Consider the following 23,375-nt stretch of genomic DNA (forward strand, 5'->3'; position numbering starts at 1 on the left):
AGTGTGGCTAGGTCCGCCAGGAGCTGGTCCGGCTTAGGCCGTGATTTGCCCTTGCTGCCTCGTATCCGTCGGACGCACGAAGGACGCCGTAGCACTTGATTTTGCGCGTGATGCTTTTCGGAAATCGCGCCCGATTTTCGCGGTCACGTGCCAGGACTTGAAAGGAAGCCGATCTGCCGACCGGCATCGACAATCGGAGGGTGAAACCGCTGGCGCGCTTTCTGGCGCTGGCCGGTCTTGCCGTGGCGCTGGCAAGCTGCCAGATGTTCACGCCTCCCGACGTGCAGGAATCGGGCTTCCAGCCCTCCGACAAGCCGATCACGGTCGACAATGTCGCCGCCAACAGCAAGCTCGCCCAACTGGCGAAGTCGCAGCACCCGCGCATCCTCGCCACCTATGGCGGCGAGTATTCCGACCCCAAGCTCGAGCGCATGGTGGCCAAGGTCGTCGGCAGACTGACCGTGGTGTCGGCCAACCCAACCCAGACCTACCGCATCACCATCCTCAACTCGCCCAACGTCAATGCCTTCGCGCTGCCGGGCGGCTATCTCTACATCACCCGCGGCCTGCTTGCGTTGGCCAACGATTCCGCCGAGCTTGCCGCCGTCATCGCGCATGAGATGGGCCACGTTACCGCCAACCACGGCCTGCAGCGCCAGCAGCTGGAAGCCGAAGAGGGGTTGGCGACCAAGGTCGTTTCGGACGTGCTCGGCGACAACCCGACGGCCAAGGCGGCGCTGATCCGCGGCAAGCTGAGGCTGGCCCAGTTCTCGCGCAATCAGGAGCTGGAGGCGGACGCCATCGGCATCAAGTCGATCGGCGAAGCCGGTTTCGATCCCTACGCCGCCGGCCGCTTCCTGCAGTCGATGTCGGCCTATACCGATTTCCGCTCGATCAGCGGCGCCACCGACGCCAGCCTCGACTTCCTGGCGACGCACCCCAACACGCCGCAGCGAATCGATCTCGCGCAGCGCCACGCCCGCCAGTTCGGCGCGCCCGGTGTCGGGTCGCGCGACCGCGATTCATTTCTTGCCGGCGTAGACGGGCTGCTTTACGGCGACACGCCGGAGGAAGGCTACGTGCGCGGCGAAATCTTCCTGCACCCTGGCCTCGGCGTGTCGTTCTCGGTGCCCAACGGTTTCGTCATCGACAATTCGGCGGCGGCGGTGACGGCGACCGGCCCGGGCGACATGGCGATCCGCTTCGACGGCGTTTCGATCGACAAGAACCGCTCGCTGACCGACTACATCCGCAGCGGTTGGGTTGCCGGCCTCGACGACAGCAGCGTGCGCCAGGAGACGATCAACGGCAACGAAGCGGCAACCGCGCATGCCGGCGCCGATGGCTGGCAATTCGACATTGCGGTGATCCGCGCCGGCGGCCAGGTCTACCGCTTGCTGACTGCTGCACCGTCGGCCAGCACCTCGCTGAGCACGGTGGCGCGCTCGGTCAGCGGCTCGTTCCGCATCCTGAGTGCTGCCGAGAAGGCGGCGTTGAAGCCGCTGCGTATCCGCATCGTCACGGTGCAGCCCGGCCAGACAATGGGCTCCCTGGCCGCGCAGATGGTCGGCGTCGACCGCAAGCTGGATTTGTTCAGGGTGCTCAACGCGCTGTCGCCGGGTGCCGCGGTTTCGGCCGGCGACAAGGTCAAGATCGTCACCGACAAATAGCAGGCGACGCGATTCAGGCTGCGAGAAATTCCGGATTCTGCTTTACCAGCGCCGCCTTGAGCTTTTCCATGGCGCGCGCCTCGATCTGCCGGACACGTTCCTTGGAGATGCCGAGCGTCTCGCCGAGCGCTTCGAGCGTCGCGCCCTCGTCGCTCAGCCGGCGTTCCTCGATAATCCTGAGCTCGCGCGCATTGAGAGCGCCGAGTGCCGTCTTCAGCCACACCGAGCGGCGTTCGACGTCGATCGTATCGCCGACGACCTCATCGGGCAGCGGGTCATCCGAAACCAGGAACTCCATCCGCTCGGTTGCGCCCGCATCGTCGGCTAGCGGTGTGTTGAGCGAGCTGTCCGGCGCCGAAAGGCGGGAATCCATCATCGCCACATCGGCCTCCGATACCCCGAGAGCCGCCGACACTTCGCGGTAGAGCGTGGCATTCGACGTCTGCTCGGCGCCGTTTGCCAGGCGGGCGCGCAGACGCCGCAGGTTGAAGAACAGCGCCTTTTGCGCCGAGCTGGTGCCGCCGCGCACGATCGACCAGTTGCGCAGGATATAGTCCTGCATCGAGGCGCGAATCCACCAAGTCGCGTAGGTCGAGAACCGCACCTCGCGCTCGGGCTCGAAACGGGCCGCGGCCTCCAGCAGCCCGACATGGCCTTCCTGGATCAGGTCGCCCAGCGGAAGGCCGTAGTGGCGAAACCGCGACGCCATGGAAATGACCAGCCGCATATGCGCGACGGTGATGCGGTGCAGCGCGTGCTGGTCATTGTTTTCCTTCCAGCGCAGCGCCAGGAGATGCTCTTCGTCACGTTCCAGATAAGGGGCTTTCATCGCCGCGCGAACCATGGTCCGTCCTGCACTGTCTTCCATCATGCCGCGCTCCTGCTCCAGGCGTTGCGGTGCGATCGAATCGTGAGTTGGCGCCGATGGTTGAAATGGCGGCGCCGCGCCCTACAACAGCGAAGAACGTGCCATGCGGGGGAATGTTCCCCCGGACTGTCATGTCGATTGCGCTGTTCCAGGCGATTCGCCGCCGGCCTTGACTCAGCCGGATGGCGCCGGGAGATGCTGGTTGAGAATTGGATTTCAAGGGCGGGAGATTTTTGAAATTCAGTTTCTTATTCTGGCATCGCGCATCTGTCATTTTCCGGCACTCGCAATGACGCCGGATACGGCCAAGGACGGATCACAGAAAAATGAAATGGCTCAAATCGCTCATCATCGCCGGAACGCTGCAGGTTCTGGCCATCGCCGCCGGTCACGCCGGCGCCAATCTCGACCAGATCAAGCAGTCCGGCGTCTTCAAGGTCGGCACAGAAGGAACCTATGCGCCCTTCACCTATCATGATGCTTCCGGCGCGCTGGTCGGCTTCGACGTCGAGATCGCGCGGGCCATCGCCGAGCGCCTCGGCGTCAAAGCCCAGTTCCTCGAAGGCAAATGGGACGGGCTGATCGCCGGTCTCGATGCCAACCGCTACGATGCCGTCATCAACGAGGTCGGCATCACCGAGGCGCGCAAGGCCAAATATGACTTTTCGGATCCCTACATCGCCTCCAAGGCGGTGCTGATCGTGCGCGGCGACAACACCGATATCAAGAGCTTCGCCGATCTCAAGGGCAAGAAGGCGGCGCAATCGCTGACTTCGAACTTCGGCAAGCTGGCTGAAACCAACGGCGCCGAACTCGTCGGCACCGACGGCTTCGACCAGTCGATCCAGTTGCTTCTTACGGGCCGCGCCGACGCCACCATCAACGACAGCCTGTCCTTCCTCGACTTCAAGAAGCACAAGCCCGACGCCAATGTGAAGATTGCCGCCCAGGAAGAAAACGCCGACTATTCCGGCGTCATCGTGCGCAAGGGCGATCCGGAACTGGTGGCCGCCATCAATAAGGCGCTGGCCGACATCAAGGCCGACGGCACCTACAAGAAAATCGCCGACACCTATTTCGGCCAGGACGTTTCGAAGTAAAACGGCTTTCTCGTGTGGGCCGAACGCCGGCCCGCGTCGTTCATATCGCGGCGAGCTGTCTTTTGACGGCCCGCCGCTTTCGCGTGATATGAGCGACGGCAATCTGGCAAGGAGGAGCCTTCGTGCCGCACTGGCTGCAATTGATGCTGGAATCCCTGCCTACGCTGCTATGGGCTGCACTGATCTTCACCGTGCCGCTGACGCTGCTGTCGTTTGCATTCGGTCTTGTCCTAGGCTTGGTTGTGGCGCTTGTCCGGCTGTTCGGTCCCAAACCGCTGGTCGCCGTGGTCCGCTTCTACGTCTGGATATTCCGCGGCACGCCGCTTCTCGTGCAACTGTTCCTTATCTTCTACGGCCTGCCATCGGTCGGCATCCTGCTCGACGCCTTTCCGGCAGCACTGATCGGCTTCACCTTGAACATCGGTGCTTATTCGTCGGAAATCATCCGCGCCGTCATCGGTTCGGTGCCCAAGGGCCAGTGGGAAGCGGCCTATTCGATCGGCATGACCTGGGCCCAGGCAATGCGGCGCACCATTCTTCCACAGGCGGGGCGCGTCGCCGTGCCGCCGCTGTCCAACACCTTCATCTCGCTGGTCAAGGACACTTCGCTCGCCGCCGCCATCACCGTGCCGGAGATGTTCCAGGCAGCGCAGCGCATCGTCGCCACCACCTATGAGCCGCTGATCCTCTATGTCGAGGCAGCGGCCCTCTATCTGATCATGAGCTCCGTGCTGTCGGCCTTGCAGGCGCGGCTGGAAACGCGGCTCAACCGTTATGGCGGCTTCCTGGAGGCGCGCGCATGATCGGCCTCACCAACATCGAAAAGCGTTTCGGCGACAATCTTGTGCTGAAGGGCGTGACCGTCACCATCGAGGAAGGCAGCGTTACGGCGCTTGTCGGACCGTCGGGCGGAGGGAAAAGCACGCTTTTGCGCTGCATCAACCTGCTCGAGCTCCCGACTTCAGGCACGGTACGGATCGGCGACGATGCACTCGAATTCCGCCCCGGCGGCAGGGTCTCGACCAGGGATATCCAGCGGCTGCGGCTGCAGACCGGCATGGTGTTCCAGAATTTCCAGCTGTTTCCGCATCGCACCGCGATCGAGAACATCATGGAGGGGCTGGTGACGGTGCTGAGATGGCCCAAGGAGAGGGCGCGCGAACGGGCGCTGGCCCTGCTCGAAAAGGTCGGCATGGCGCACAAGGCCGATGCCTGGCCGGCGACGCTGTCAGGTGGCCAGCAGCAGCGCGTGGCGATTGCCCGGGCTCTGGCGCCTTCGCCGAAAGTCCTGCTCTGCGACGAGCCGACCTCGGCACTCGATCCGGAACTGGCGCAGGAGGTGGTCGATGTGCTCGGCAAGCTCGCCAGCGAGGGCACGACCATGGCGATGGCGACGCATGATCTGCGGCTCGCCTCCAAGATCGCGCGGGAAGTGGTGTTCCTCGATGCCGGCAACATCGTCGAACAAGGCCCGGCCGCGGTGCTGTTCAGCAATCCGGAGCGCCAGCGGACCAAGCGGTTCATCGCCACGCTGAAGCACGAGGCGGAAAGGGAAGGCGGCGGCGAAGGTTAGATATGCCCGTCGCCGGTCAGCCAAAACAAAAAACCCGGCGCGAGGCCGGGTTTTTCTGAATTCGAAGACGAGAAAAGCTCAGGCGGCTTCTTCCTGCTCGGCTTCCTCGTTGTCGGCCTTAGCGCCGCGCTTCGGGCCCTTGTTGAGGTTCACCTCGATGAGGCGGACCGCTTCGGTCTCCGACATGCGGTTAACGGCCGCGATCTCGCGGGCCATGCGGTCGAGGGCCGCCTCGTAGAGCTGGCGCTCGGAATAGGACTGCTCCGGCTGGTTATCGGCGCGGTAAAGGTCACGCACCACTTCCGAGATCGAGATCAGATCGCCGGAGTTGATCTTGGCATCATATTCCTGGGCACGGCGTGACCACATGGTGCGCTTGACGCGGGCGCGGCCCTGCACGACCTTCAGCGCGCGCTCGACATAATCCTCTTCCGACAGCTTGCGCATGCCGATCGAGGTCGCCTTGGCGACCGGCACCTTGAGGCGCATCTTGTCCTTCTGGAAGTCGATGACGAACAGCTCCAGCTTGTGGCCCGCGACTTCCTGCTCATCAATCGAGACGATCTGGCCGACACCATGCGCCGGATAAACGATGTATTCGCCGGTCTTGAAACCGTGGCGCGCTGCGGTGGACTTCTTCTGCGGGGTGATCGTTGCCATTACGCCCTGAACTCCTTGTTGTGGTACCGGCATCGTGCCGGCCCGAACTCGTGCGACCGGGGTGACCGGTCCTTAGCCACACAACGATGAACTCACCGGAAAGGCCAGGACCGGCAAATCGCAACATTGCGACCGCCTGCCCCAGATCGCTCTGGTCCGGATTGAGAAATTCACCTTTCAGTGATTTGGGGCGTTTGCGCCATAAATCGACGTTGTGTCACCGGCATGTTTGGCTCATATAGCACAAAAAGTCGGAAGAATCAAGGTTTTGCTGCACGCGCGAAGGCCGCGCGCCGTCGCCGCCTGTCAAGGCAGTTAATGTATCACGTCTGTTACGCGGCGTCAGGCCGCCGCAGCCGGCAGGCTCGTCAGTCGCCTTCGCCGGGCTCCGGGGAGAAATATTTCTCGAACTTGCCAGTTTCGCCATCGAAATTTTTAGCGTCGGCCGGCGGCTCCTTCTTGGCGGTGATGTTGGGCCATTTCTCGGCATATTCGGTGTTGATCTGCAGCCATTTGTCGAGACCCGACTCGGTGTCGGGCTTGATTGCGTCGGCCGGGCATTCCGGTTCGCAGACGCCGCAATCGATGCACTCGTCCGGGTGGATGACGAGCATGTTCTCACCTTCGTAGAAGCAGTCGACCGGACAGACCTCGATGCAGTCCATGTATTTGCATTTTATGCAATTGTCGGTCACGACATAGGTCATTGGTCGGCTCCGGGACGTCCCATTTTGTTAGGCTTTTTTGGTGAGGTAACGCCTTTGTCCGCTGGTGGCAAGGGCGGCCCCTGCCAGCGGTGCCGCGGTTTCCGGAATGGAATTCCGGAAGGCCGGCAAAGCGGGCGTTCGACCTTGCTCAATCGTCGCCGAGCAGGTGGTCGGTCTGGCGGCGTTCCTTCTTCGTCGGGCGACCGCTGCCGGCCTCGCGCAACGGCGGCACCGCATCCGGAAGCGCCTCGCCCTTGGGCGCGGGGGGCGGCGACATGTCCTCGTAGAGCAGGCGGGCCTCTTCGGCCGGGCCACGCCGTACGCCGGTGCCAAGGACTTTCCAGACGAAGATCCGCCGCTCCAGCGTGATGGTCAAAACGTCGCCCGGCCGGACCGTATCGGAGGCCTGCGCTGCTTTGTCGCGATTGATGCGGACGCGTCCGGCGACGACCAGCTTGGCTGCCAGCGTGCGCGATTTTACCGCGCGCGAGAAGAACAGCCACTTGTCGATGCGCTGGCGGGCATCAGTGACCATTGGACGAGCAGCTTACTTCTTCAGCTGGTCGCGCAACGCGGCGAGCTTGGCGAAGGGCGAGTCCGGATCGAAGCGGACCGGGCGTTCCTCACGCGGCTTTGGCTGGAACGCCGGCTTTGCGCCTTGGGCGCCGCCTTTGCCGTCCTGCCGGCCAGCCTTCCAGTCGGGCCGGTTTTCGCGCCGGTCCGGGCGTTCACCTTGCGGCTTGCCGGCGCGCTGATCTGCCGCGTCGCCTTGCGGCCTGGGCTTGAACTTGCTGCGATCGAAGCGCGGCTTGCCGGCGCCGTCGCGCTGGTCGTGGCGCCCCTGACGGGCGGGCCGGTCGCCCGGCGTCGGTTGCCCGCCGGCATCTACCGGCGCATCGCTGCGGCTGTCCGGCGCAGCTTGACCATTGCGCGCGCGATTGTCCCGATGATTGTCCCGGGGGCGGTTGTCATGCTGGCGATGACGCGGGCGCTGGTCGAAACGACCCTGCCGCCATAACAGGATGGGTTTTGGCTCCTCGGCTTCTGGAGCAGCTTCGCCGGCGACGGCTCCTGCCGTCGCTGCAGGTTCGGCCGGCGATGCTTCCGTAGTGTCGGAAACCGGCGGTTCTGCCGGTGCCGCAGCCTCAGTTTCCGCCCCAGGTTCCGCCCTTGGCTCGGCCGTTGGTTCCGCAGGCGCTTCAGCAGTTGCCTCCGCGGCGGGCCGGGTCTCTTGCGTGACTTCTGCCTCAGCTTCAGGGGCTGGAGCTTCCGCGACAGGCTCTGCCGTCGCTTCGGTCACAGCTTCGGCCGCCGCCTCCGCAACAGGAGCCGCATCCGACACAGGTTCCGAAGCCTCCGCCGGCGGCTCTGCCGCGGCAGATGCTTCCGCCATCCTCGCCTGCTCGACGCGCGCAGTCTCTTCCGCCGCCTGCTTTGCAGCGGCAGCTTCACGCGCGGCATTGTCCTGTGCTTCGAGCCGCGCCTTGACCTCGGCCGCCGGTTTGGCATCGGCGCGATAGCCGAGTCCCTTCAGGATTTCTTCCATGTCGTCGGCGGTGGCGCCGAGAATCGACATCATCGGCGGCGTCACCATGAAGGACTGGCCGTCATAGGCGCCGTCGGGGCGAGGGCCGAGGCCCGGCTTCCAGTTGGTCGCCGGCCGGATCAGGTCGGCCAGCCGTTCGAGAATATCGACGCGTACAGCACGCCGGCCAAGATTGCGGTAGCCGGCAAGCTTGTAGAAGGTCTTGTCGAAGGTCGGATCGATGACCACCGAGGTGCGGCCGGAGGCCAGTGCGTGAACGACATCGCCGAAACCGGGCTTGTCCTTGCCGTCGTTTCTCAGCGCCCACAGCAGCGTTATCAGCCCGGCCGGCGCCGGCTTGATCAGCGCCGGCACGAAGACATGGTAGGCGCCGAAGCGCACGCCGAGACGGCGAAGCGCCGCGCGGCCTTCCTGGTCGAGCGATTTCATCTCGTCGGCGATGTCGCGACGGTTGATGAGACCGAAATGCTCGACGAGCTGGAAAGCAATGCCGCGGCCGATGCCGGTGATCTGCTCGGCATTCTTGAGGTCGACCAGCGGCTTCAGCAGGGATTCGATCTGGAAGTTTACGAAGCGCTCGGCGCGCGCCGCAACCTTGTCGCGTGCCGGGCCGGTGAGTTGCTCGTCGGCCAGCAGAACCAGACGCGGCTTCAAAGCGTCTTCGCCGGCGACCAGCGTGCCGATCGGCGCGCCGATCCAGCGCAGCGTGCCATCCGAACCCAGCGCGATGTCGCCATTGGCCGAGGCGCCGAAGCGCTCGGCCCGCGCCTCGAACTCGGCGGCAAGCGCCTTCTGCGCCGCCGCCCGCACCGCCTTGGCGTCTTCGCCGCCGGCGCTCTGGTCGGCGGTGAAGCGGAAACCTTGCAACTCGCCGACGTGATGGCCTTCGACGAGGACGGTTCCGGTTGGGCTGATTTCGGCTTCAGGCATCGTGTTTTCTCTAAGGCGCCGCATGAGGACGGAAGTCCTGCGGTCTACAAAACGTTTCGTCAACCGCTCATGCAGCGCATCCGACAATCTGTCTTCGATTTCGCGCGTCTTTTCCTGCCAGTGTGCCCGATCGGCCAGCCAGCCGGGCCGGTTGGAAACGAAGGTCCATGTGCGGATCTGGGCAATCCTGTGCGATAACGTGTCGATGTCGCCTTCGGTGGTGTCGGCACGGCGCACCTGCTCGGCCATGTAGTTCTCGTCGACATGGCCATGCCTGGCAAGGTCCATGTAAATGGAGGCAATCAAGTCGGCGTGCTGGGCCGGCGCGATCTTCCTGTAGTCGGGCAGCGCGCAGGCTTCCCACAGCAGCGCCACGCGCCTGGCATCGGTGGTGAGTGCCCGGACGTCCTCGTCGCGCGACAGATGCTCGAGCGCCTGTGCGTCTACTGCCGGCAGCGCGCGCGTCAGGCCTTCGACCGGGGCGTTGGTCTCAATCGACCGCTTCAGCGCATCGAGGTTGGCGAAATCGAAATGCGCGGTGCGCCACTGCAGTACTTTCACCGGGTCGAAATCATGCGCCTCGATTTTGTTGACCAGTTCATCATCCAGCGGATCGACCTGGCCGGTGACGCCGAAGGTGCCATCGCGCAGATGCCGGCCGGCGCGGCCGGCAATCTGGCCGAGCTCGGCCGCCGTCAGGTTGCGGTACTGGTAGCCGTCGAATTTGCGATTCTGGGCGAAGGCGACGTGGTCGAGGTCGAGGTTGAGGCCCATGCCGATGGCGTCGGTGGCGACGAGGTAGTCGACGTCGCCCGACTGGAACAGCGCCACCTGGGCGTTGCGGGTGCGCGGGCTGAGTGCGCCGAGCACGACGGCGGCACCGCCCTGCTGGCGGCGGATCAGCTCGGCGATGGCATAGACCTCGTCGGCCGAAAAGGCGACGATCGCGGTGCGCCGCGGCAGGCGGGTCAGCTTCTTCGAGCCGGCATAGGCAAGGTGCGACAGGCGTGGCCGGGTCACCACCGACACGCCCCGCAGCAGGCGCTGCAGGATGCCGTGCATGGTGGCCGCGCCCAGCAGCAGCGTCTCCTGCCGGCCGCGCAGATGCAGGATGCGATCGGTAAAGATGTGTCCGCGTTCGAGATCGCCGGCGAGCTGGACCTCGTCGATGGCAACGAAGGCGGCGTCGGTCTCGCGCGGCATCGCTTCCACGGTGCAGACCGAGTATTTCGCGCCAGCCGGCTGGATCTTTTCCTCGCCGGTGATGAGCGCCACCTTATGGGCGCCGACCTTCTCGCAGACGCGCGTATAGACCTCGCGGGCAAGCAGCCTGAGCGGCAGGCCGATGACGCCGCTTTCATGCGCCACCATGCGCTCGATAGCGAGATGGGTCTTGCCGGTGTTGGTCGGGCCGAGCACGGCCGTCACGTCTCGACCCGACAGGATCAGCGGTTCAGTGTGTTTCGGATGGATGTTCATCGGCCTGGAAATAAGGCTCTCTGCCTCGCATTGTCGGGAGCGCGCCCATATTGGCCGCGTATGACAGGCGACACATAGGGATTTCGGGCGCGAAGCGAAAGCGGAATATGCCGAGGGCAGGCCGATTGGTCGGTTCGAAGCCAGAAAATCTGTTCCCGATTAACAGTTGGAACGAGTCTGGAACGAATCAGCGACGAATCACTGACTCGCGCTGATTCAGGGTTTGTTCACGGCTACATCTGGGTTTTCTGTCGGCGTATCTCACCACATGCTGAATCACGGAAACTGGCCCGATTTATGCAAGCGGCATCCAAGCGAGCACTGCGGTTAACCTTTGCCGGTGAATGGTCGTGGCCGGCCAATCTGCTTCGCACAACGTTATGAAATTATTGATGTTTCCTAACGCGCTTTAATCATTTCGAGGGTGTTTTCAGCTCTCGCCGTTAACGTTCCGCTCAAAGCCGGAACGAATCGGCGACGAATCAGAGATAGCCGAAGTTTCTTGGTTTGTTCACCGCAACATGTTGTGTTGTGAACAGCTTTTCCACCGAGAATCCACAGGCTGCCGGGCGGCTTTTGCACAAGCTGCGAGTTTGCCGTTAACTTTGCGTGCCGGATTGGGGCAGCGTGCTGCATCGAGATCTTGCAACGGGAAGACCGCTATAGAAACGGGCCGTTTTGCAGGCCCGTTCGTCCAAGCGCGGATCTGTCTCAACGTAAAGACAAACGATCAGGCGACGTACTGGCCGCCATTGGCTGATATGGTCGAGCCGGTGATGAAACCGGCATCGTCGGAAGCGAGGAAGACGACGCAGCGCGCGATCTCCTCCGGCTCGCCGAGACGGCCGACCGGGATGTGCGGGATGACGCGCTCGTTGAGGACCTTCTCGTCCATTGCCTTGACCATCTCGGTGGCGATGTAGCCGGGGCAAATGACGTTGACGGTGATGCCGGCGCGCGCGCCTTCCTGGGCCAGTGCCTTGGTGAAGCCGATATCGCCGGCCTTCGAGGCCGAATAATTGACCTGGCCGACCTGGCCTTTCTGACCGTTGATCGAGGAGATGGTGATGATGCGACCGAACTTACGATCGCGCATGCCGCCCCACAATGGATGCGTCATGTTGAAGACGCCGGAAAGGTTGGTGTCGAGGACCTCTTTCCATTGCTCGCGCGTCATCTTGTGGAACATCGCGTCGCGAGTGATGCCGGCATTGTTGACCAGCACCGAGACGGGACCGAGATCGGCCTCTATCTGTTTGATGCCGGCGGCGCAGGCCTCGTAGTCGGCGACCGACCATTTATAGACCGGGATGCCGGTCGCGGCCTTGAACTTTGCCGCCGCTTCTTCATTGCCGGCGTAGTTTGCGGCGACCGAATAGCCGGCGCTTTTCAAGGCGACCGATATCGCCGCGCCGATGCCGCGCGACCCGCCTGTGACGATTGCAACCTTTGTCATATGTCCTCCCGGGAAATGCAGATGACTGAGCGTTGAAGCGGTGGGGTTTGCCCTCTATTCCCTACTCGCCTTGCGCCAGCATCCTATTCGTATCGCTTATCTCATCACAATGCTTCCACGCACATGGCAACACCCATGCCGCCGCCGATGCACAGCGTGGCAAGGCCTTTCTTGGCACTTCTGCGGCGCATCTCGTAGACCAGCGTGTTGAAGATGCGGGCGCCCGAGGCGCCGACCGGATGGCCGATGGCGATGGCGCCGCCATTGACGTTGACGATGGCCGGATTCCAGCCCATGTCCTTGTTGACGGCGCAGGCCTGCGCGGCAAAGGCCTCGTTGGCTTCGACCAGATCGAGGTCGCCAACCGACCAGCCGGCCTTGGCCAGCGCCTTGCGCGAGGAGGGGATCGGTCCCGTCCCCATGATCTGCGGGTCGACACCGGCGGTCGCCCAGGAAACGATGCGCACCAGCGGTGTGATGCCGCGCCTTGCGGCTTCCGCTTCGGTCATCAGCACCACGGCGGCGGCGCCGTCGTTGATGCCGGAAGCATTGGCAGCAGTCACCGTGCCTTCCTTGTCGAAGGCGGGCTTGAGCTTGGTCATGGCATCGATTGTCGCGCCGTGGCGGATGTATTCATCCTGGTCGACGACGGTGTCGCCCTTCCTGCCCTTGACTGTAAAGGCAACGATCTCGTCCTTGAATTTCCCGGCTTTCTGCGCGGCCTCGGCCTTGTTCTGGGAAGCCAGTGCGAACTGGTCCTGGTCGTCGCGGGTGATCTGGAACTGGCGGGCGACGTTCTCAGCGGTGTTGCCCATATGATAGCCATAGAAGGCATCGGTCAGGCCGTCCTTGATCATGGTGTCGATCAGCTTGAAATCGCCCATCTTGACGCCACCGCGCAGATGCTGTGCATGCGGAGCCATCGACATCGATTCCTGGCCGCCGGCAACGATGATCCTCGCGTCGCCCTGGGCGATCTGCTGCATGCCGAGCGCGATGGCGCGCAAGCCCGAGCCGCAGAGCTGGTTCAGGCCCCAGGAGGTCGCCTCCTGCGGTACGCCGGCAGCCATTGCCGCCTGCCGCGCCGGGTTCTGCCCTTGAGCCGCGGTCAGAATCTGGCCGAGAATGACCTCGTCCACCTCCTTGCCGTCGACGCCGGCACGGACCAGCGCTTCCCTGACTGCGACGGCACCCAATTCATGGGCTGGGGTGTTGGCGAAGGCGCCGTTGAAGGAGCCGACGGGCGTGCGCGCTGCACTGGCGACAACGATGGCGTTGGAAGCGGACATGTTCTTCTCCAGGCTTTCGGGGAACGATTTCGGGTGCCGTCGGGGACTTTTCTTGCCCTTTCCACAACCCGAGTCAAACCCGAAATGGGCATGGCGTCCCACTCCCGCAAGTATGCCGCCCGTCGCTGCAACGGCGGCCCGTCCGTGCTGCGCAGCATAAAATGTTCCCGCACTGCACAAACTGCTTGGATTCATGACGCTTTTGCGCATATCCTTTAAAAAGGCGCAATCGTTACCGGCGGCTTACTTAAGCTGCCCGGTGTCCGGGGAGGATGCAGATGGCCGCAAAAGACGAACCTATTGTTATCAAGAAATATGCCAATCGCCGTCTCTACAATACGGGCACCAGCACCTATGTGACGCTCGAGGATCTCGCTGAAATGGTCAAAAGAGGCGAGGACTTTACTGTCCAGGACGCCAAGACCGGTGACGACATCACGCATCCGGTACTGACCCAGATCATCTTCGAGCTGGAGAACAAGGACGGGCAGAACATGCTGCCGATCCCGTTCCTGCGTCAGCTCATCGCCTATTACGGCGACCAGATGCAGATGATCGTGCCGAGCTTTCTCGAACAGTCGATGCTGGCCTTCTCGAAGGAGCAGGAGCGCTTTCGCGAGCAGATGAAAGATGCGCTCGGCAAGTCGCCGATGGACATGATGAAGATCGCTACGCCGATCAAGGTGCTGGAGGAGCAGACGCGGCGCAACATGGAAATGTTCCAGAACGCCATGCGGCTGTTCACGCCGTTCCCGCCCGCGGGCTCGGCGCCGGCAGCAGCGCCGGCCGAACCGGCCAGGAAGGAAACGCCGGAAAAACCCGACGACCTTCAGGAGCTGAAGGAGCAGATCGCCGCGATGCAGCGCAAGCTCGACACCATGTCGTGATTGCCGGGGCGAGGCGCCGCGTCGAACCTTCGCTCAGGTGCCGCTGAGACTTCGCAAACAGCGCGGCTAGAGCTGCTCCGGCAGCGGCCCCTGGTAGCGGGCGCGTGGCCGGATCAGGCCGTTGCTTGTCACCTGCTCCACGGCATGCGCGGCCCAGCCGACGCTGCGGCCGAGCGCGAACAGGCGGAACGGCGCATCGGACGGCAAACGGAGACCGCGCGTCAGCGCGGCCAAAGCGAAATCGACGTTCGGGCGCATGCCCGTTGCCGCAAAGGCCGCATTGCAAAGCCGTAACAGCCCATCATCGACATCTATCGCGGCCAGCAACGGTTCCGCACGCGGATCGCCGTCGGGATAAAGCGGATGGCCAAATCCGGGCAGCGGCCTGTCGTGACCGAGCCAGCGTCCGACAGCCGCATCCGGCCCCAATCTCTGCGCATCTTCCGCCAGCATCATGACCGCCTCCGCGGCGCCGCCATGACGCGGCCCGGAGAGCGTGGCGAGGCCGGCAAGCAGGCAGGCCGAAACAGGTGCGCCGGTGGACGCGGCGACCCGTGCGGCGAAGGTCGATGCGTTCAATTCGTGATCGGCCAACAGCACCAGTGAGCGGCGGATCAAGTCTGCGCCGGCCGCATCGAGCGACCATCCCCGCGCCAGCCTTTCGTGCACGGCACCAGTTCCGGGAATCGCGCCGAGCGCCTGGGCCAAAGCGGCTATGGCGCCGGCCGCATCGTGGTTGAGCGAAGCCGATCTTCGGCCGAGCGAAGGCCGGCCGTTGGCCGCCAACGCGGCCAATTCCGCGAAGGCAGCCGGCCGGCCAGTTGCGCCGTTGCCATGGCGGCTCGCCGAGACGAACGATACTGGTGCGTCAGATGCCCAAAGCAGGTTTGCCGTCTGCTCCAGCGTGGCAGCCTCGCAGAGAGCAACCGCATCCTGGCCGCGATAGACAAGGCGGCCATGCAAAACGGTCGAGATCGTGGTGGCGATCGCCGGCTCACCCCAGGCAATTGCACTTTCGGCGATTGCCTGGGGATTTCGGCCACGAGCCCGGCGGCTCGCCAGCGCCGCGATGTCGTCGGCGCGATACTGGCTGCGGCGTGGATCCGCCCGGTCCGGCCGCACGCCGATGCGCCCGCGGCTGACATAGGCATAGAGGGTCTGGGCTCGCACCTTGAGACGCTTCAGGGCTTCGTCCCGCGTCAGCCACTCCGTCATGTCAGCCTTGTCATGTTGATTCCATTGATCAAGATTGATGGTCCAGTCACCAACCCTTATTTACCACCCGGAAAGGGTCAAGGAGAAAACCGATGGCGAATGGGCTCGATGATGTTGTGGCGGCGGAAACGGTGCTCTCCGATGTCGACGGTCTTGGTGGCCGCCTGACCATCCGGGGCCATTCGTTGCCCGAACTGGCAGGTCGCTGGAAATACGCCGAGGTGGTTCATCTGCTGTTCGACGGCTTTTTCGACGATCTTCCCGACGGCAGGGAGCTGGCGAACGCGATCGGTCGGGCGCGCAGCGAAGTGTTCGAGCAGATCAAACCCTTGCTGCCGTTTCTCACATCCGTCGATATCTACAGCGCGATGCGCGCCGGTATTGCCCTGCTGCCGGATGGTGACAAATTGTCGGACGCGCTGCGGCTGGTTGCGGCACCTGCTGTGCTGACGCCGGCCTTGCTGCGCTTGCAGCGCGGCGAACGCCCGATTGCGCCCGATAGCAAGGCCGATCATGCCGCCGACATGCTGCGGATGCTGACCGGCATTGCGGCCTCGCCTAAATTGGCGAAGGCGCTCGATGCCTATCTCGTGACGGTTTGCGACCATGGCCTCAACGCATCGACCTTCGCCGCGCGCGTGGTCTCTTCGACGCAGGCCGGGCTTACTTCGGCGGTGCTGGCCGGGCTCGGAGCGCTCAAGGGGCCGCTGCATGGCGGCGCGCCAGGTCCGGTGATTGAGATGCTGGATGCGATCGAGGCGCATGGCGACGCCGCCGGCTGGCTGCGTGGCGAGATCGCGCGCGGCCGCCGCATCATGGGCTTCGGCCATCGCATCTATCGCGTGCGCGATCCGCGTGCCGACGTGCTGAAAGCGGTGGTGCGCCAGCTCGGCGCCAGGGGCGAAAGCGGCCACCGGCTGGCGTTTGCCGAAAGCGTGGAGCAAGCGGCGCTCGAAGTGCTCCGCATCGCCAAGCCGTCGCGCTCGCTCCAGACCAATGTCGAGTTCTTCACAGCACTTCTGCTGGAAGCGGCGGGCTTTCCGAAAGAGGCGTTCACCGACGTCTTTGCTGCCGGGCGCGTCGCCGGCTGGATTGCCCATGCGCGCGAGCAGCAGACGAGCGGACGGCTGATCCGGCCGCAGTCGCGCTATATCGGGCCGGTGCCGGACCTCGTCGCCTGAGGATTTTTCCCTCGCATACTTGCGAAAACCGGTCGCAACAGCCGGTGCCGAACACCTCTCTCGTCGGGACGAGAGAGGTCTACATGACAAAAATTTCATGTCATTGCTCCACACATCCGCTGTTCTTGGGTGACAGAGAGCCTATATGTTGCAGTGCAGCATGGTTCCACGGGAGCCCGCCTCGAAAGGAATAAAGCCGCCTTGACCGCCAGAAAAACCGCCATCGTCACCGGTTCCACCTCGGGCATCGGCCTGGCCATTGCCCACGCGCTCGCGGCCGAAGGCTGCAACGTCGTCGTCAATTCCTTTTCCGACACCGCCGACGATCACGCCATCGCCGACGCGATTGCGAAGCACCACGAGGTGAAGACCGTCTACGTCAAGGCCGACATGTCGAGGCCGGCCGAGTGCCGGGCTTTGGTGGCAAAGGCAGCCGAGGCATTCGGCTCGGTCGACATCCTGGTCAACAACGCCGGCATCCAGCATGTCGCGCCGGTCGAAAGCTTCCCGATCGAGAAATGGGATGCGATCATAGCCATCAACCTGTCATCGGCCTTCCACACCATCGCAGCCGCCATCCCGTTGATGAAACAGGCCGGTGGCGGCCGGATCGTCAACGTCGCCTCGGCCCACGGCCTTGTCGCCTCGCCGTTCAAGTCGGCCTATGTCTCGGCCAAGCATGGCATTATGGGCTTGACCAAGACTGTCGCCCTGGAGCTGGCGCGCGACAAGATCACCTGTAATGCCATTTGTCCGGGCTATGTGCTGACGCCGCTGGTCGAGGCGCAGATCCCCGACCAGATGAAGGCCAACAAGATGGACCGCGAGACGGTGGTCCGTGAGGTCATGCTCGAAAAGCAGCCGACCAAGGAGTTCGTCACCGTCGAGCAGGTTGCGGCGGCCGCGGTGTTCCTGTGCTCGGATGCAGCGGCGCAGATCAACGGCACGCACATCTCTGTCGACGGCGGCTGGACCGCTCAGTGAGGCTTCCAGCGGTCAAGGGCCACGCCATACCGAAAAACGGCAAGGCGGAAGAGCCAAAGAAGATCAACGTCGCGCTGCAAGGCGGCGGTTCGCACGGGGCGTTTTCCTGGGGCGTGCTCGATCGGCTGCTCGAGGACGGGCGCCTCGATATAACGGCGGTTTCGGGCACCAGCGCCGGCGCCATGAATGCCGTGGCGCTGGCCGACGGCTTTGTCCGCGGCGGTGTCGAGGGCGCGCGGCGGAAGCTCGACGATTTCTGGCGTGCGGTGGCGGCAAAGGGCCGCTTCAGCCCGGTACAGCGCATGCCTTGGGACGTCGCCTGGGGCAATTGGTCGATCGAGAACACGCCCGGCTATTTTCTGTTCGATACGATGTCTCGGGTATTTTCGCCCTATGTCGCCAATCCGCTCGCCATCAATCCGCTGCGCGACGTGGTCGAACGTGAGATCGATTTCGACAATGTGCGCGCCTGCAAGTCGATTGAACTGTTCATTTCCGCTACCAATGTCGAGACCGGCCAGTTGCGCGTCTTCTCGGACGGCGAGATCGACCTCGACACGGTGATGGCGTCGGCCTGCTTGCCGCAATTGTTCCGTGCCGTCGAGATCAAGGGCGTGCCCTATTGGGATGGCGGTTATGGCGGCAACCCGGCACTGTTCCCGTTCTTCAAGACGGCGGCCACCGAGGACGTGCTTTTGGTGCAGATCAATCCGGTGGTCCGCGAGGGAACGCCGAAGAGCGCCAATGAGATCCAGAACCGCATCGACGAGATCACCTTCAATGCCGGGCTGTTGCGCGAATTCCGCTCGATCGCCTTCGTCAAGGAACTGATCGCCGTCGGCCGATTGCCGCACGGCGAATATCGCGACATCCGCATGCACCGCATCGATGCCGACGAAGCGTTCAAGGATCTGTCGGCATCGTCCAAGGTCAATGCCGAATGGGCGTTCCTTGCCTATCTGCGCGACCTCGGCCGCACCGCAGCCAGTGATTGGCTGGAAGAAAATTATGACGCCGTCGGCAAGCGGCCGACGATCGATCTGTCCGGCGAACTCGACGACGGCTTGAAGCCGGTGCGCGGGCCGGCGCCGGGCCGGCGGGTCAAGGAATTTCTTGCGGCGCGCAAGCAGCCCGAGGCCGCCCGCCGTCCGGCCTAGCTGCTTCGCAAAGCAGCTGGCATTCGCAATCTGTCCAATCATCCTGACACTTGCTGCCATGCCGCTGTTTTGGCAATCAACAGCCGATGCTGCGGCCGCATCTTTGCGGACAAAGCAACAATCCATCAACTTTTCTGACTATATTGCGATGCAACTTTGAGGTAGAAGCGCGCTTCGCCGATCACGGCAATTTGAATACGGCCTCGCGCGCACCCATATCGGCGACGCGCCCCAAGTAGAAGATGCGGCCTGGCCGAACCCCGCGCACTGGAAAAAATGACGATGCCGAAATTCAGGTTTCACAAGCTTGCAGCCATTGTTGTGCTCATCGGGTTCGCTGGCTGGATGGCGACAGGCGAGTTCTCGTCCGTCGGCAGCGCGTCCGCCGACAACAAGCCCAAGGCAGGAGAGGTCGAGCAGCCCAAGGCAGCCGACGCAGGCAAGCCCCAAACTGGCAAACAGGGGGCTGCCAAGCCGGGGACTGCCGAGGCGGAACAGCCCAAGGCGCCGTTACGCACGGTCGCGATCATAACCCCGCCGCGGCGCACCTATGCACGCGCTATCCGCATTTCCGGACTGACCGAAGCCGACAAGCGCGCCGTCCTGGCGACACGCGTCGCCGGCGTCATCGACAAGCTGCCGGTCAAGCAGGGTCAGCATGTCAAGACCGGCGACCTGATCCTGATGCTTGCCGCCGAGGAAAAAATCTCGGCGGTCGACAACGCCAAGCAGCTTGTCGTGCAACGTGAGGCAGAGCTGGCAGCTGCCCTGCGGCTGATGAAAACCGGCAATCTGCCCAAGCTGCAGCTCGACACGGCCCGCTCCAACCTGACGCTGGCCAAGTCGCAACTGGAGGCCGTGCAAGCCGAGCTCGACCGCAACGAGGTGAAGGCGCCCTTCGACGGCGTCATCGACCGGGTGCCAGTGGAGCTTGGCAGTTCCGTCATGCAGGGCGGCGAAGTGGCGACCATTCTGAAGCTCGATCCGGTGATCGCCCGCGGCGAAGTCAGCGAACGCGATCTCGGCTATCTGAAGATCGGCGACAAGGCAAATGTGCGTCTGGTCAGCGGCCAGAATGTCGAGGGCACGGTGCGCTACATCAGCCGCGATGCATCTTCGGCAACCCGTACCTTCCGCGTCGAAGTCGCCATCCCCAACGCCGATGGTTCCGTACCGGCCGGCATGACGGCAGAAATTGCGCTCAGCGCCCAGCCGACCGACGCCGTCATGCTGCCGCGCTCGGTGGTGACGCTCGGCGACAAGGGCGATCTCGGCATTCGCGCCGTCGACAAGGACGACAAGGTCGTGTTCTTCCCGATCGACCTGGTCGACGACACGCCGACCGGCCTGGTGCTCGGCGGCATTCCGGCCGACGCCCGCATCATCGTCGCCGGCCAGGAGCTGGTGAAGGAAGGCGAAGTGGTCAAGCCGGTCGAAGCCGACCAGGCGACCATTCAAAAGCTGTTGGGCGAAGCGACGGCCGGGACGCAGTAATCATGGACATCGTCAAACTTGCAATCAGCAATGCCCGGCTGACCATTTCGGTCCTGGTCTTTCTCATCCTTGCCGGTGCGGTCGCTTACCAGTCGACGCCGAAGGAAGCGGAACCCGACGTTCCGATTCCGATGATGTATGTCAGTCTGATCTACCAGGGCATCTCGCCGGAAGACTCCGAGCGCCTCCTGCTGCGGCCGATGGAAGCCAAGCTGAAGAGCCTGAAAGGCCTCAAGGAGATGCGCTCGGCCGCCTTCCAGGGCGGCGGTTATGTGCTGGTCGAATTCCAGCCACAGACGGATCTCGCCACGGCGCTGCAGGACACGCGCAGCAAGGTGCAGGACGGCAAGGCCGACCTGCCGCAAGCGGCTGAGGAGCCCGTGGTCTCCGAGGTCAACATCTCCGAGTTCCCCGTCCTGGTCGTGACGCTGTCGGGCGAGGTGCCCGAGCGTGTGCTGACGACCGCGGCGCGCGAGCTGCGCGACCGCATCGAGGAAGTGCCTGGCGTGCTCGAGGGCTCGCTGCAGGGTGCGCGCGACGACCTCGTCGAAGTGGTCATCGATCCGATGAAGCTGTCTTCCTACGGGCTGCAGCTCGACCAGTTGATCGGTGCGGTCGGCGCTTCCAACAGTCTTGTCGCCGCCGGCAACATCGAAGGATCCGAGGGCAAATACGCGGTCAAGGTGCCCTCGCTTATCGAGACACCAGAGGATGTGGCGGCGCTTCCGGTCGTCGCCGGCCCCAATGCGGTGGTGCAGGCCAAGGACATTGCCACCATCCGCTCCACATTCAAGGACGCCGAGACGGTCACCCGCCTCGACGGCAAGCCGGCGATCGCCATCGAGGTGAAGAAGCGCATCGGCTCCAACCTGATCGATACGATTGGCAAGGTCAGGGAGGTGTCCGACGCCTTCATCAAGACGATGCCGGAGGGCATGCACGTCACCTACACGCAAGACAAGTCGGTCTTCGTGAACCAGTTGCTCGGCGACCTGCAGAACCACGTGATGATCGCCGTCATCCTGGTGTTCATCGTCATTCTCTACGCGCTGTCTGGCCGTGCCTCGCTGCTGATCGGATTGGCCATCCCCTCGTCCTTCCTGATCGGCATCCTGTTGCTGGCAATGATGGGCTACACGATCAACATGATCGTGCTGTTCAGCCTCATCCTGGCGGTCGGCATGCTGGTCGACGACGCCATCATCGTCACCGAATTCGCCGAGCGCCGCATGAGCGAGGGCATGCCGAAGGAGCAAGCGTTCGCGCTTGCCGCCAAGCGCATGGCCGGCCCGGTCATCGCGGCGACGATGACGCGCATTGCCGCCTTCTCGCCGCTGTTGTTCTGGCCGGGCATCATCGGCGACTTCATGAAATACATGCCGATCACGCTGATCGTGACGCTCTCGGCCTCGATGCTCTATGCGCTGGTCTTCGCGCCGACGCTGGGCGCGATATTTGCCAAGGCGCCGGCCCATCACCCCGACGACAATCGCGACGGCCGGTACATGGCCGTGGTCAAGCAGGCGGTGCATTATCCCATCACCGTGCTTGTCCTCACCGTGGCGCTGTTGTTCGGCGTCGGCTACGCCTATTCGAAATTCGGTGCCGGCGTCGAATTCTTCCCGAATGTCGAGCCTGACTACGGCCTGCTCTATGTCCACGCCCGCGGCAATCTTTCGCTTGCCGAAATGGACGCGGCCACCAAGACCGCGGAAAATCGGCTGCTCGGTTGGCCGGGCGTGAAGTCTGTCTATACCCGTGTCGGCAAGACGCAGGGCGGCGGCCAGGATGTTCCGGAAGACGTGGTTGGCGTGATCCAGTACGAATTCGTCGATTGGCGCGAGCGTAAATCGGCGAACTCAATCCTGGACGAACTGCGCGGCGTTATGGCCGGCATTCCCGGTGTCGACGTCGAGGTTCGCGTGCCGGAAGCCGGCCCGCCTACCGGCAAGCCGATCCAGATCAGGCTTTCGGCCGTCGATCCGAAGGGCCTTGACGACAAGGCCCGCGCCGTCGCCGCGCGCATAGCCAAGGTGCCCGGCGTCATCGATATTTCCGACGGCCTGGCGCCGCCCGGCGTCGACTGGGCGCTCGAGGTCGATCGCGCCAAGGCGGCGCAGTACGGCATCAGCCCAACCGCGGTCGGGACGGTCGTGCAATTGGTGACCAACGGGCTGAAGCTCAGCGAGTACCGGCCCGCCGGCGCCGACGATGCAGTCGACATCAGGCTGCGCCTGCCCGAGGATCGGCGCACGCTGTCGACGCTCGACGAACTCAGGGTGCAGACCGCGCAAGGCTCGGTGCCGATCTCGAACTTCGTCGTGCGCAAGCCGGAGCCGACGGTCGGTATCCTCAACCGCATCGACGGTGCGCGAACGGTCGTCGTCCAGGCCAACGTCGCTGCCGGCGCCCAGGTGGCTGCCGTCCAGCAGGAGGTCACCAAAGCTGTCGCCGACATGAACCTCGGCAGCGGCATTCGCTGGAAGCTTGCCGGTTCGAATGAGGACAGCGCGGAGGCTGGTGCCTTCCTCAGCAAAGCCTTCGGTGCGGCGATCTTCCTGATCTTCATCGTGCTTCTGGCGCAGTTCAACAAGTTCACCAGCGTCTGGCTGGTGCTGTCCTGCGTGGTCATGGCGACGATCGGCGTGTTCCTCGGGCTGCTGCTGACGGGAGAGGCATTCGGCATCGTCATGTCGGGCATCGGTGTCATCGCGCTGGCCGGGGTGGTGGTGAACAACAATATCGTGCTGATCGACACCTATGACCGGTTGCGCGAAGAGGGCTGGGACAAATACGAAGCCGTTCTGCAGACCTGCCGCGAGCGTGCCCGCCCGGTGGTGCTGACCGCGGTGTCGGCGATCCTCGGCGTGCTGCCGATCGCCTTCGGCCTCGGCCTCGAAATCTTCCATCACGAGACGACGATCAACGCGCCGTCGACGCAATGGTGGATTTCGCTGTCCTCGGCGATCGTTTTCGGGCTGTCCTTCGCCACCGTGCTGACGCTGGTGGTGACGCCGTCGATGCTGATGGTATTCACCCGCGCCAAGGTCAAACCCGGTGCGCGTCGGGCCTGGTTCAGCCGCCTGTTCGGGCGTCGCAAGGCCGAAATCCCATCGAAAGGCCTGGACGCCGATCTGGGCGCCGAACCGGCGATCGCCTTCCCGAAGGCCGCCGAATAG

The 23,375-nt window shown here is 63.6% G+C and carries 18 protein-coding genes; 10 read left to right on the top strand and 8 right to left on the bottom strand.

Annotated features, from left to right (window positions below; all coding sequences use genetic code 11):
* Window positions 1-200: 200 nt before the first annotated feature.
* The gene (locus tag NKH41_RS06445; protein WP_352767636.1) at window positions 201-1,670 is read left to right on the top strand and encodes a M48 family metalloprotease; all 1,470 of its coding nucleotides are present in this window, start codon (window positions 201-203) and stop codon (window positions 1,668-1,670) included.
* 13 nt (window positions 1,671-1,683) lie between these two features.
* Here NKH41_RS06445 and NKH41_RS06450 read toward each other — a convergent pair whose 3' ends face one another.
* Window positions 1,684-2,541 (bottom strand): RNA polymerase factor sigma-32, encoded by an 858-nt coding sequence (locus NKH41_RS06450; protein WP_254816490.1) that lies wholly within the window; start codon window positions 2,539-2,541, stop codon window positions 1,684-1,686.
* 323 nt (window positions 2,542-2,864) lie between these two features.
* Between NKH41_RS06450 and NKH41_RS06455 the strand changes: the two genes are divergently transcribed.
* The 3 genes from NKH41_RS06455 to NKH41_RS06465 all read left to right on the top strand — a co-directional run bounded on the left by NKH41_RS06455 (window position 2,865) and on the right by NKH41_RS06465 (window position 5,211).
* Entirely contained in the window at window positions 2,865-3,638 is a 774-nt protein-coding gene (locus NKH41_RS06455) for an amino acid ABC transporter substrate-binding protein (RefSeq protein ID WP_352454874.1), read from the top strand.
* 122 nt (window positions 3,639-3,760) lie between these two features.
* On the top strand, window positions 3,761-4,441 hold the full coding sequence (locus NKH41_RS06460) for an ABC transporter permease subunit (RefSeq protein WP_352471183.1): 681 nt from the start codon (window positions 3,761-3,763) through the stop codon (window positions 4,439-4,441).
* The gene (locus tag NKH41_RS06465; protein WP_352767638.1) at window positions 4,438-5,211 is read left to right on the top strand and encodes an amino acid ABC transporter ATP-binding protein; all 774 of its coding nucleotides are present in this window, start codon (window positions 4,438-4,440) and stop codon (window positions 5,209-5,211) included. The genes NKH41_RS06460 and NKH41_RS06465 overlap by 4 nt, the downstream gene beginning before the upstream one ends.
* A gap of 78 nt (window positions 5,212-5,289) precedes the next feature.
* On the opposite strand, the gene NKH41_RS06470 is transcribed toward NKH41_RS06465, so the two are convergent.
* From NKH41_RS06470 to NKH41_RS06495, 6 genes are all read right to left on the bottom strand, one after another.
* Window positions 5,290-5,871, bottom strand: a complete 582-nt coding sequence (locus tag NKH41_RS06470) for a CarD family transcriptional regulator (RefSeq protein WP_006327799.1) — start codon at window positions 5,869-5,871, stop codon at window positions 5,290-5,292.
* A gap of 368 nt (window positions 5,872-6,239) precedes the next feature.
* Window positions 6,240-6,578, bottom strand: coding sequence for a ferredoxin FdxA (gene fdxA / locus NKH41_RS06475; RefSeq protein ID WP_292664799.1), 339 nt, complete (start codon window positions 6,576-6,578; stop codon window positions 6,240-6,242).
* A 148-nt stretch (window positions 6,579-6,726) separates the two neighbouring features.
* The gene (locus NKH41_RS06480; RefSeq protein ID WP_023680553.1) at window positions 6,727-7,113 is read right to left on the bottom strand and encodes an RNA-binding S4 domain-containing protein; all 387 of its coding nucleotides are present in this window, start codon (window positions 7,111-7,113) and stop codon (window positions 6,727-6,729) included.
* Between the two features lie 12 nt (window positions 7,114-7,125).
* The gene (locus NKH41_RS06485) at window positions 7,126-10,533 is read right to left on the bottom strand and encodes a helicase-related protein (RefSeq protein WP_352767639.1); all 3,408 of its coding nucleotides are present in this window, start codon (window positions 10,531-10,533) and stop codon (window positions 7,126-7,128) included.
* Between the two features lie 730 nt (window positions 10,534-11,263).
* Window positions 11,264-11,989, bottom strand: coding sequence for an acetoacetyl-CoA reductase (phbB, locus tag NKH41_RS06490; RefSeq protein ID WP_352767641.1), 726 nt, complete (start codon window positions 11,987-11,989; stop codon window positions 11,264-11,266).
* 104 nt (window positions 11,990-12,093) lie between these two features.
* The gene (locus NKH41_RS06495) at window positions 12,094-13,278 is read right to left on the bottom strand and encodes an acetyl-CoA C-acetyltransferase (RefSeq protein ID WP_352540282.1); all 1,185 of its coding nucleotides are present in this window, start codon (window positions 13,276-13,278) and stop codon (window positions 12,094-12,096) included.
* A gap of 278 nt (window positions 13,279-13,556) precedes the next feature.
* Between NKH41_RS06495 and phaR the strand changes: the two genes are divergently transcribed.
* Window positions 13,557-14,165, top strand: coding sequence for a polyhydroxyalkanoate synthesis repressor PhaR (gene phaR, locus NKH41_RS06500; protein ID WP_023678449.1), 609 nt, complete (start codon window positions 13,557-13,559; stop codon window positions 14,163-14,165).
* A 66-nt stretch (window positions 14,166-14,231) separates the two neighbouring features.
* Here the strand turns inward: phaR and NKH41_RS06505 are convergent, their stop codons facing one another.
* Entirely contained in the window at window positions 14,232-15,380 is a 1,149-nt protein-coding gene (locus NKH41_RS06505; RefSeq protein ID WP_352767642.1) for a citrate/2-methylcitrate synthase, read from the bottom strand.
* 92 nt (window positions 15,381-15,472) lie between these two features.
* On the opposite strand from NKH41_RS06505, the gene NKH41_RS06510 reads away from it, so the two are divergent.
* From NKH41_RS06510 to NKH41_RS06530, 5 genes are all read left to right on the top strand, one after another.
* A complete protein-coding gene (locus NKH41_RS06510; RefSeq protein ID WP_352767643.1) occupies window positions 15,473-16,561 on the top strand; it encodes a citrate synthase/methylcitrate synthase in 1,089 nt (362 codons plus the stop codon).
* A 201-nt stretch (window positions 16,562-16,762) separates the two neighbouring features.
* Window positions 16,763-17,545 carry a 3-hydroxybutyrate dehydrogenase gene (locus NKH41_RS06515; RefSeq protein WP_352767644.1) on the top strand — a complete coding sequence of 261 codons (783 nt, stop codon included), beginning with the start codon at window positions 16,763-16,765 and terminating at the stop codon, window positions 17,543-17,545.
* Between the two features lie 26 nt (window positions 17,546-17,571).
* Window positions 17,572-18,702, top strand: a complete 1,131-nt coding sequence (locus tag NKH41_RS06520; protein ID WP_352767681.1) for a patatin-like phospholipase family protein — start codon at window positions 17,572-17,574, stop codon at window positions 18,700-18,702.
* 282 nt (window positions 18,703-18,984) lie between these two features.
* Window positions 18,985-20,196 carry an efflux RND transporter periplasmic adaptor subunit gene (locus NKH41_RS06525; protein WP_352540279.1) on the top strand — a complete coding sequence of 404 codons (1,212 nt, stop codon included), beginning with the start codon at window positions 18,985-18,987 and terminating at the stop codon, window positions 20,194-20,196.
* Window positions 20,197-20,198: 2 nt separating this feature from the next.
* On the top strand, window positions 20,199-23,375 hold the full coding sequence (locus NKH41_RS06530; protein WP_352767645.1) for an efflux RND transporter permease subunit: 3,177 nt from the start codon (window positions 20,199-20,201) through the stop codon (window positions 23,373-23,375).

This window comes from Mesorhizobium sp. M1169 (assembly GCF_040318345.1).
GTDB lineage: Bacteria > Pseudomonadota > Alphaproteobacteria > Rhizobiales > Rhizobiaceae > Mesorhizobium.

Bases quoted from the DNA above. Each gene is read 5' to 3' on its own strand.
- NKH41_RS06450 (WP_254816490.1), bottom strand. From the start codon at position 2,541: ATGATGGAAGACAGTGCAGGACGGACCATGGTTCGCGCGGCGATGAAA.
- NKH41_RS06455 (WP_352454874.1), top strand. From the start codon at position 2,865: ATGAAATGGCTCAAATCGCTCATCATCGCCGGAACGCTGCAGGTTCTG.
- NKH41_RS06465 (WP_352767638.1), top strand. From the start codon at position 4,438: ATGATCGGCCTCACCAACATCGAAAAGCGTTTCGGCGACAATCTTGTG.
- NKH41_RS06470 (WP_006327799.1), bottom strand. From the start codon at position 5,871: ATGGCAACGATCACCCCGCAGAAGAAGTCCACCGCAGCGCGCCACGGT.
- fdxA (WP_292664799.1), bottom strand. From the start codon at position 6,578: ATGACCTATGTCGTGACCGACAATTGCATAAAATGCAAATACATGGAC.
- NKH41_RS06480 (WP_023680553.1), bottom strand. From the start codon at position 7,113: ATGGTCACTGATGCCCGCCAGCGCATCGACAAGTGGCTGTTCTTCTCG.
- NKH41_RS06485 (WP_352767639.1), bottom strand. From the start codon at position 10,533: ATGAACATCCATCCGAAACACACTGAACCGCTGATCCTGTCGGGTCGA.
- phbB (WP_352767641.1), bottom strand. From the start codon at position 11,989: ATGACAAAGGTTGCAATCGTCACAGGCGGGTCGCGCGGCATCGGCGCG.
- NKH41_RS06495 (WP_352540282.1), bottom strand. From the start codon at position 13,278: ATGTCCGCTTCCAACGCCATCGTTGTCGCCAGTGCAGCGCGCACGCCC.
- phaR (WP_023678449.1), top strand. From the start codon at position 13,557: ATGGCCGCAAAAGACGAACCTATTGTTATCAAGAAATATGCCAATCGC.
- NKH41_RS06505 (WP_352767642.1), bottom strand. From the start codon at position 15,380: ATGACGGAGTGGCTGACGCGGGACGAAGCCCTGAAGCGTCTCAAGGTG.
- NKH41_RS06510 (WP_352767643.1), top strand. From the start codon at position 15,473: ATGGCGAATGGGCTCGATGATGTTGTGGCGGCGGAAACGGTGCTCTCC.
- NKH41_RS06525 (WP_352540279.1), top strand. From the start codon at position 18,985: ATGCCGAAATTCAGGTTTCACAAGCTTGCAGCCATTGTTGTGCTCATC.
- NKH41_RS06530 (WP_352767645.1), top strand. From the start codon at position 20,199: ATGGACATCGTCAAACTTGCAATCAGCAATGCCCGGCTGACCATTTCG.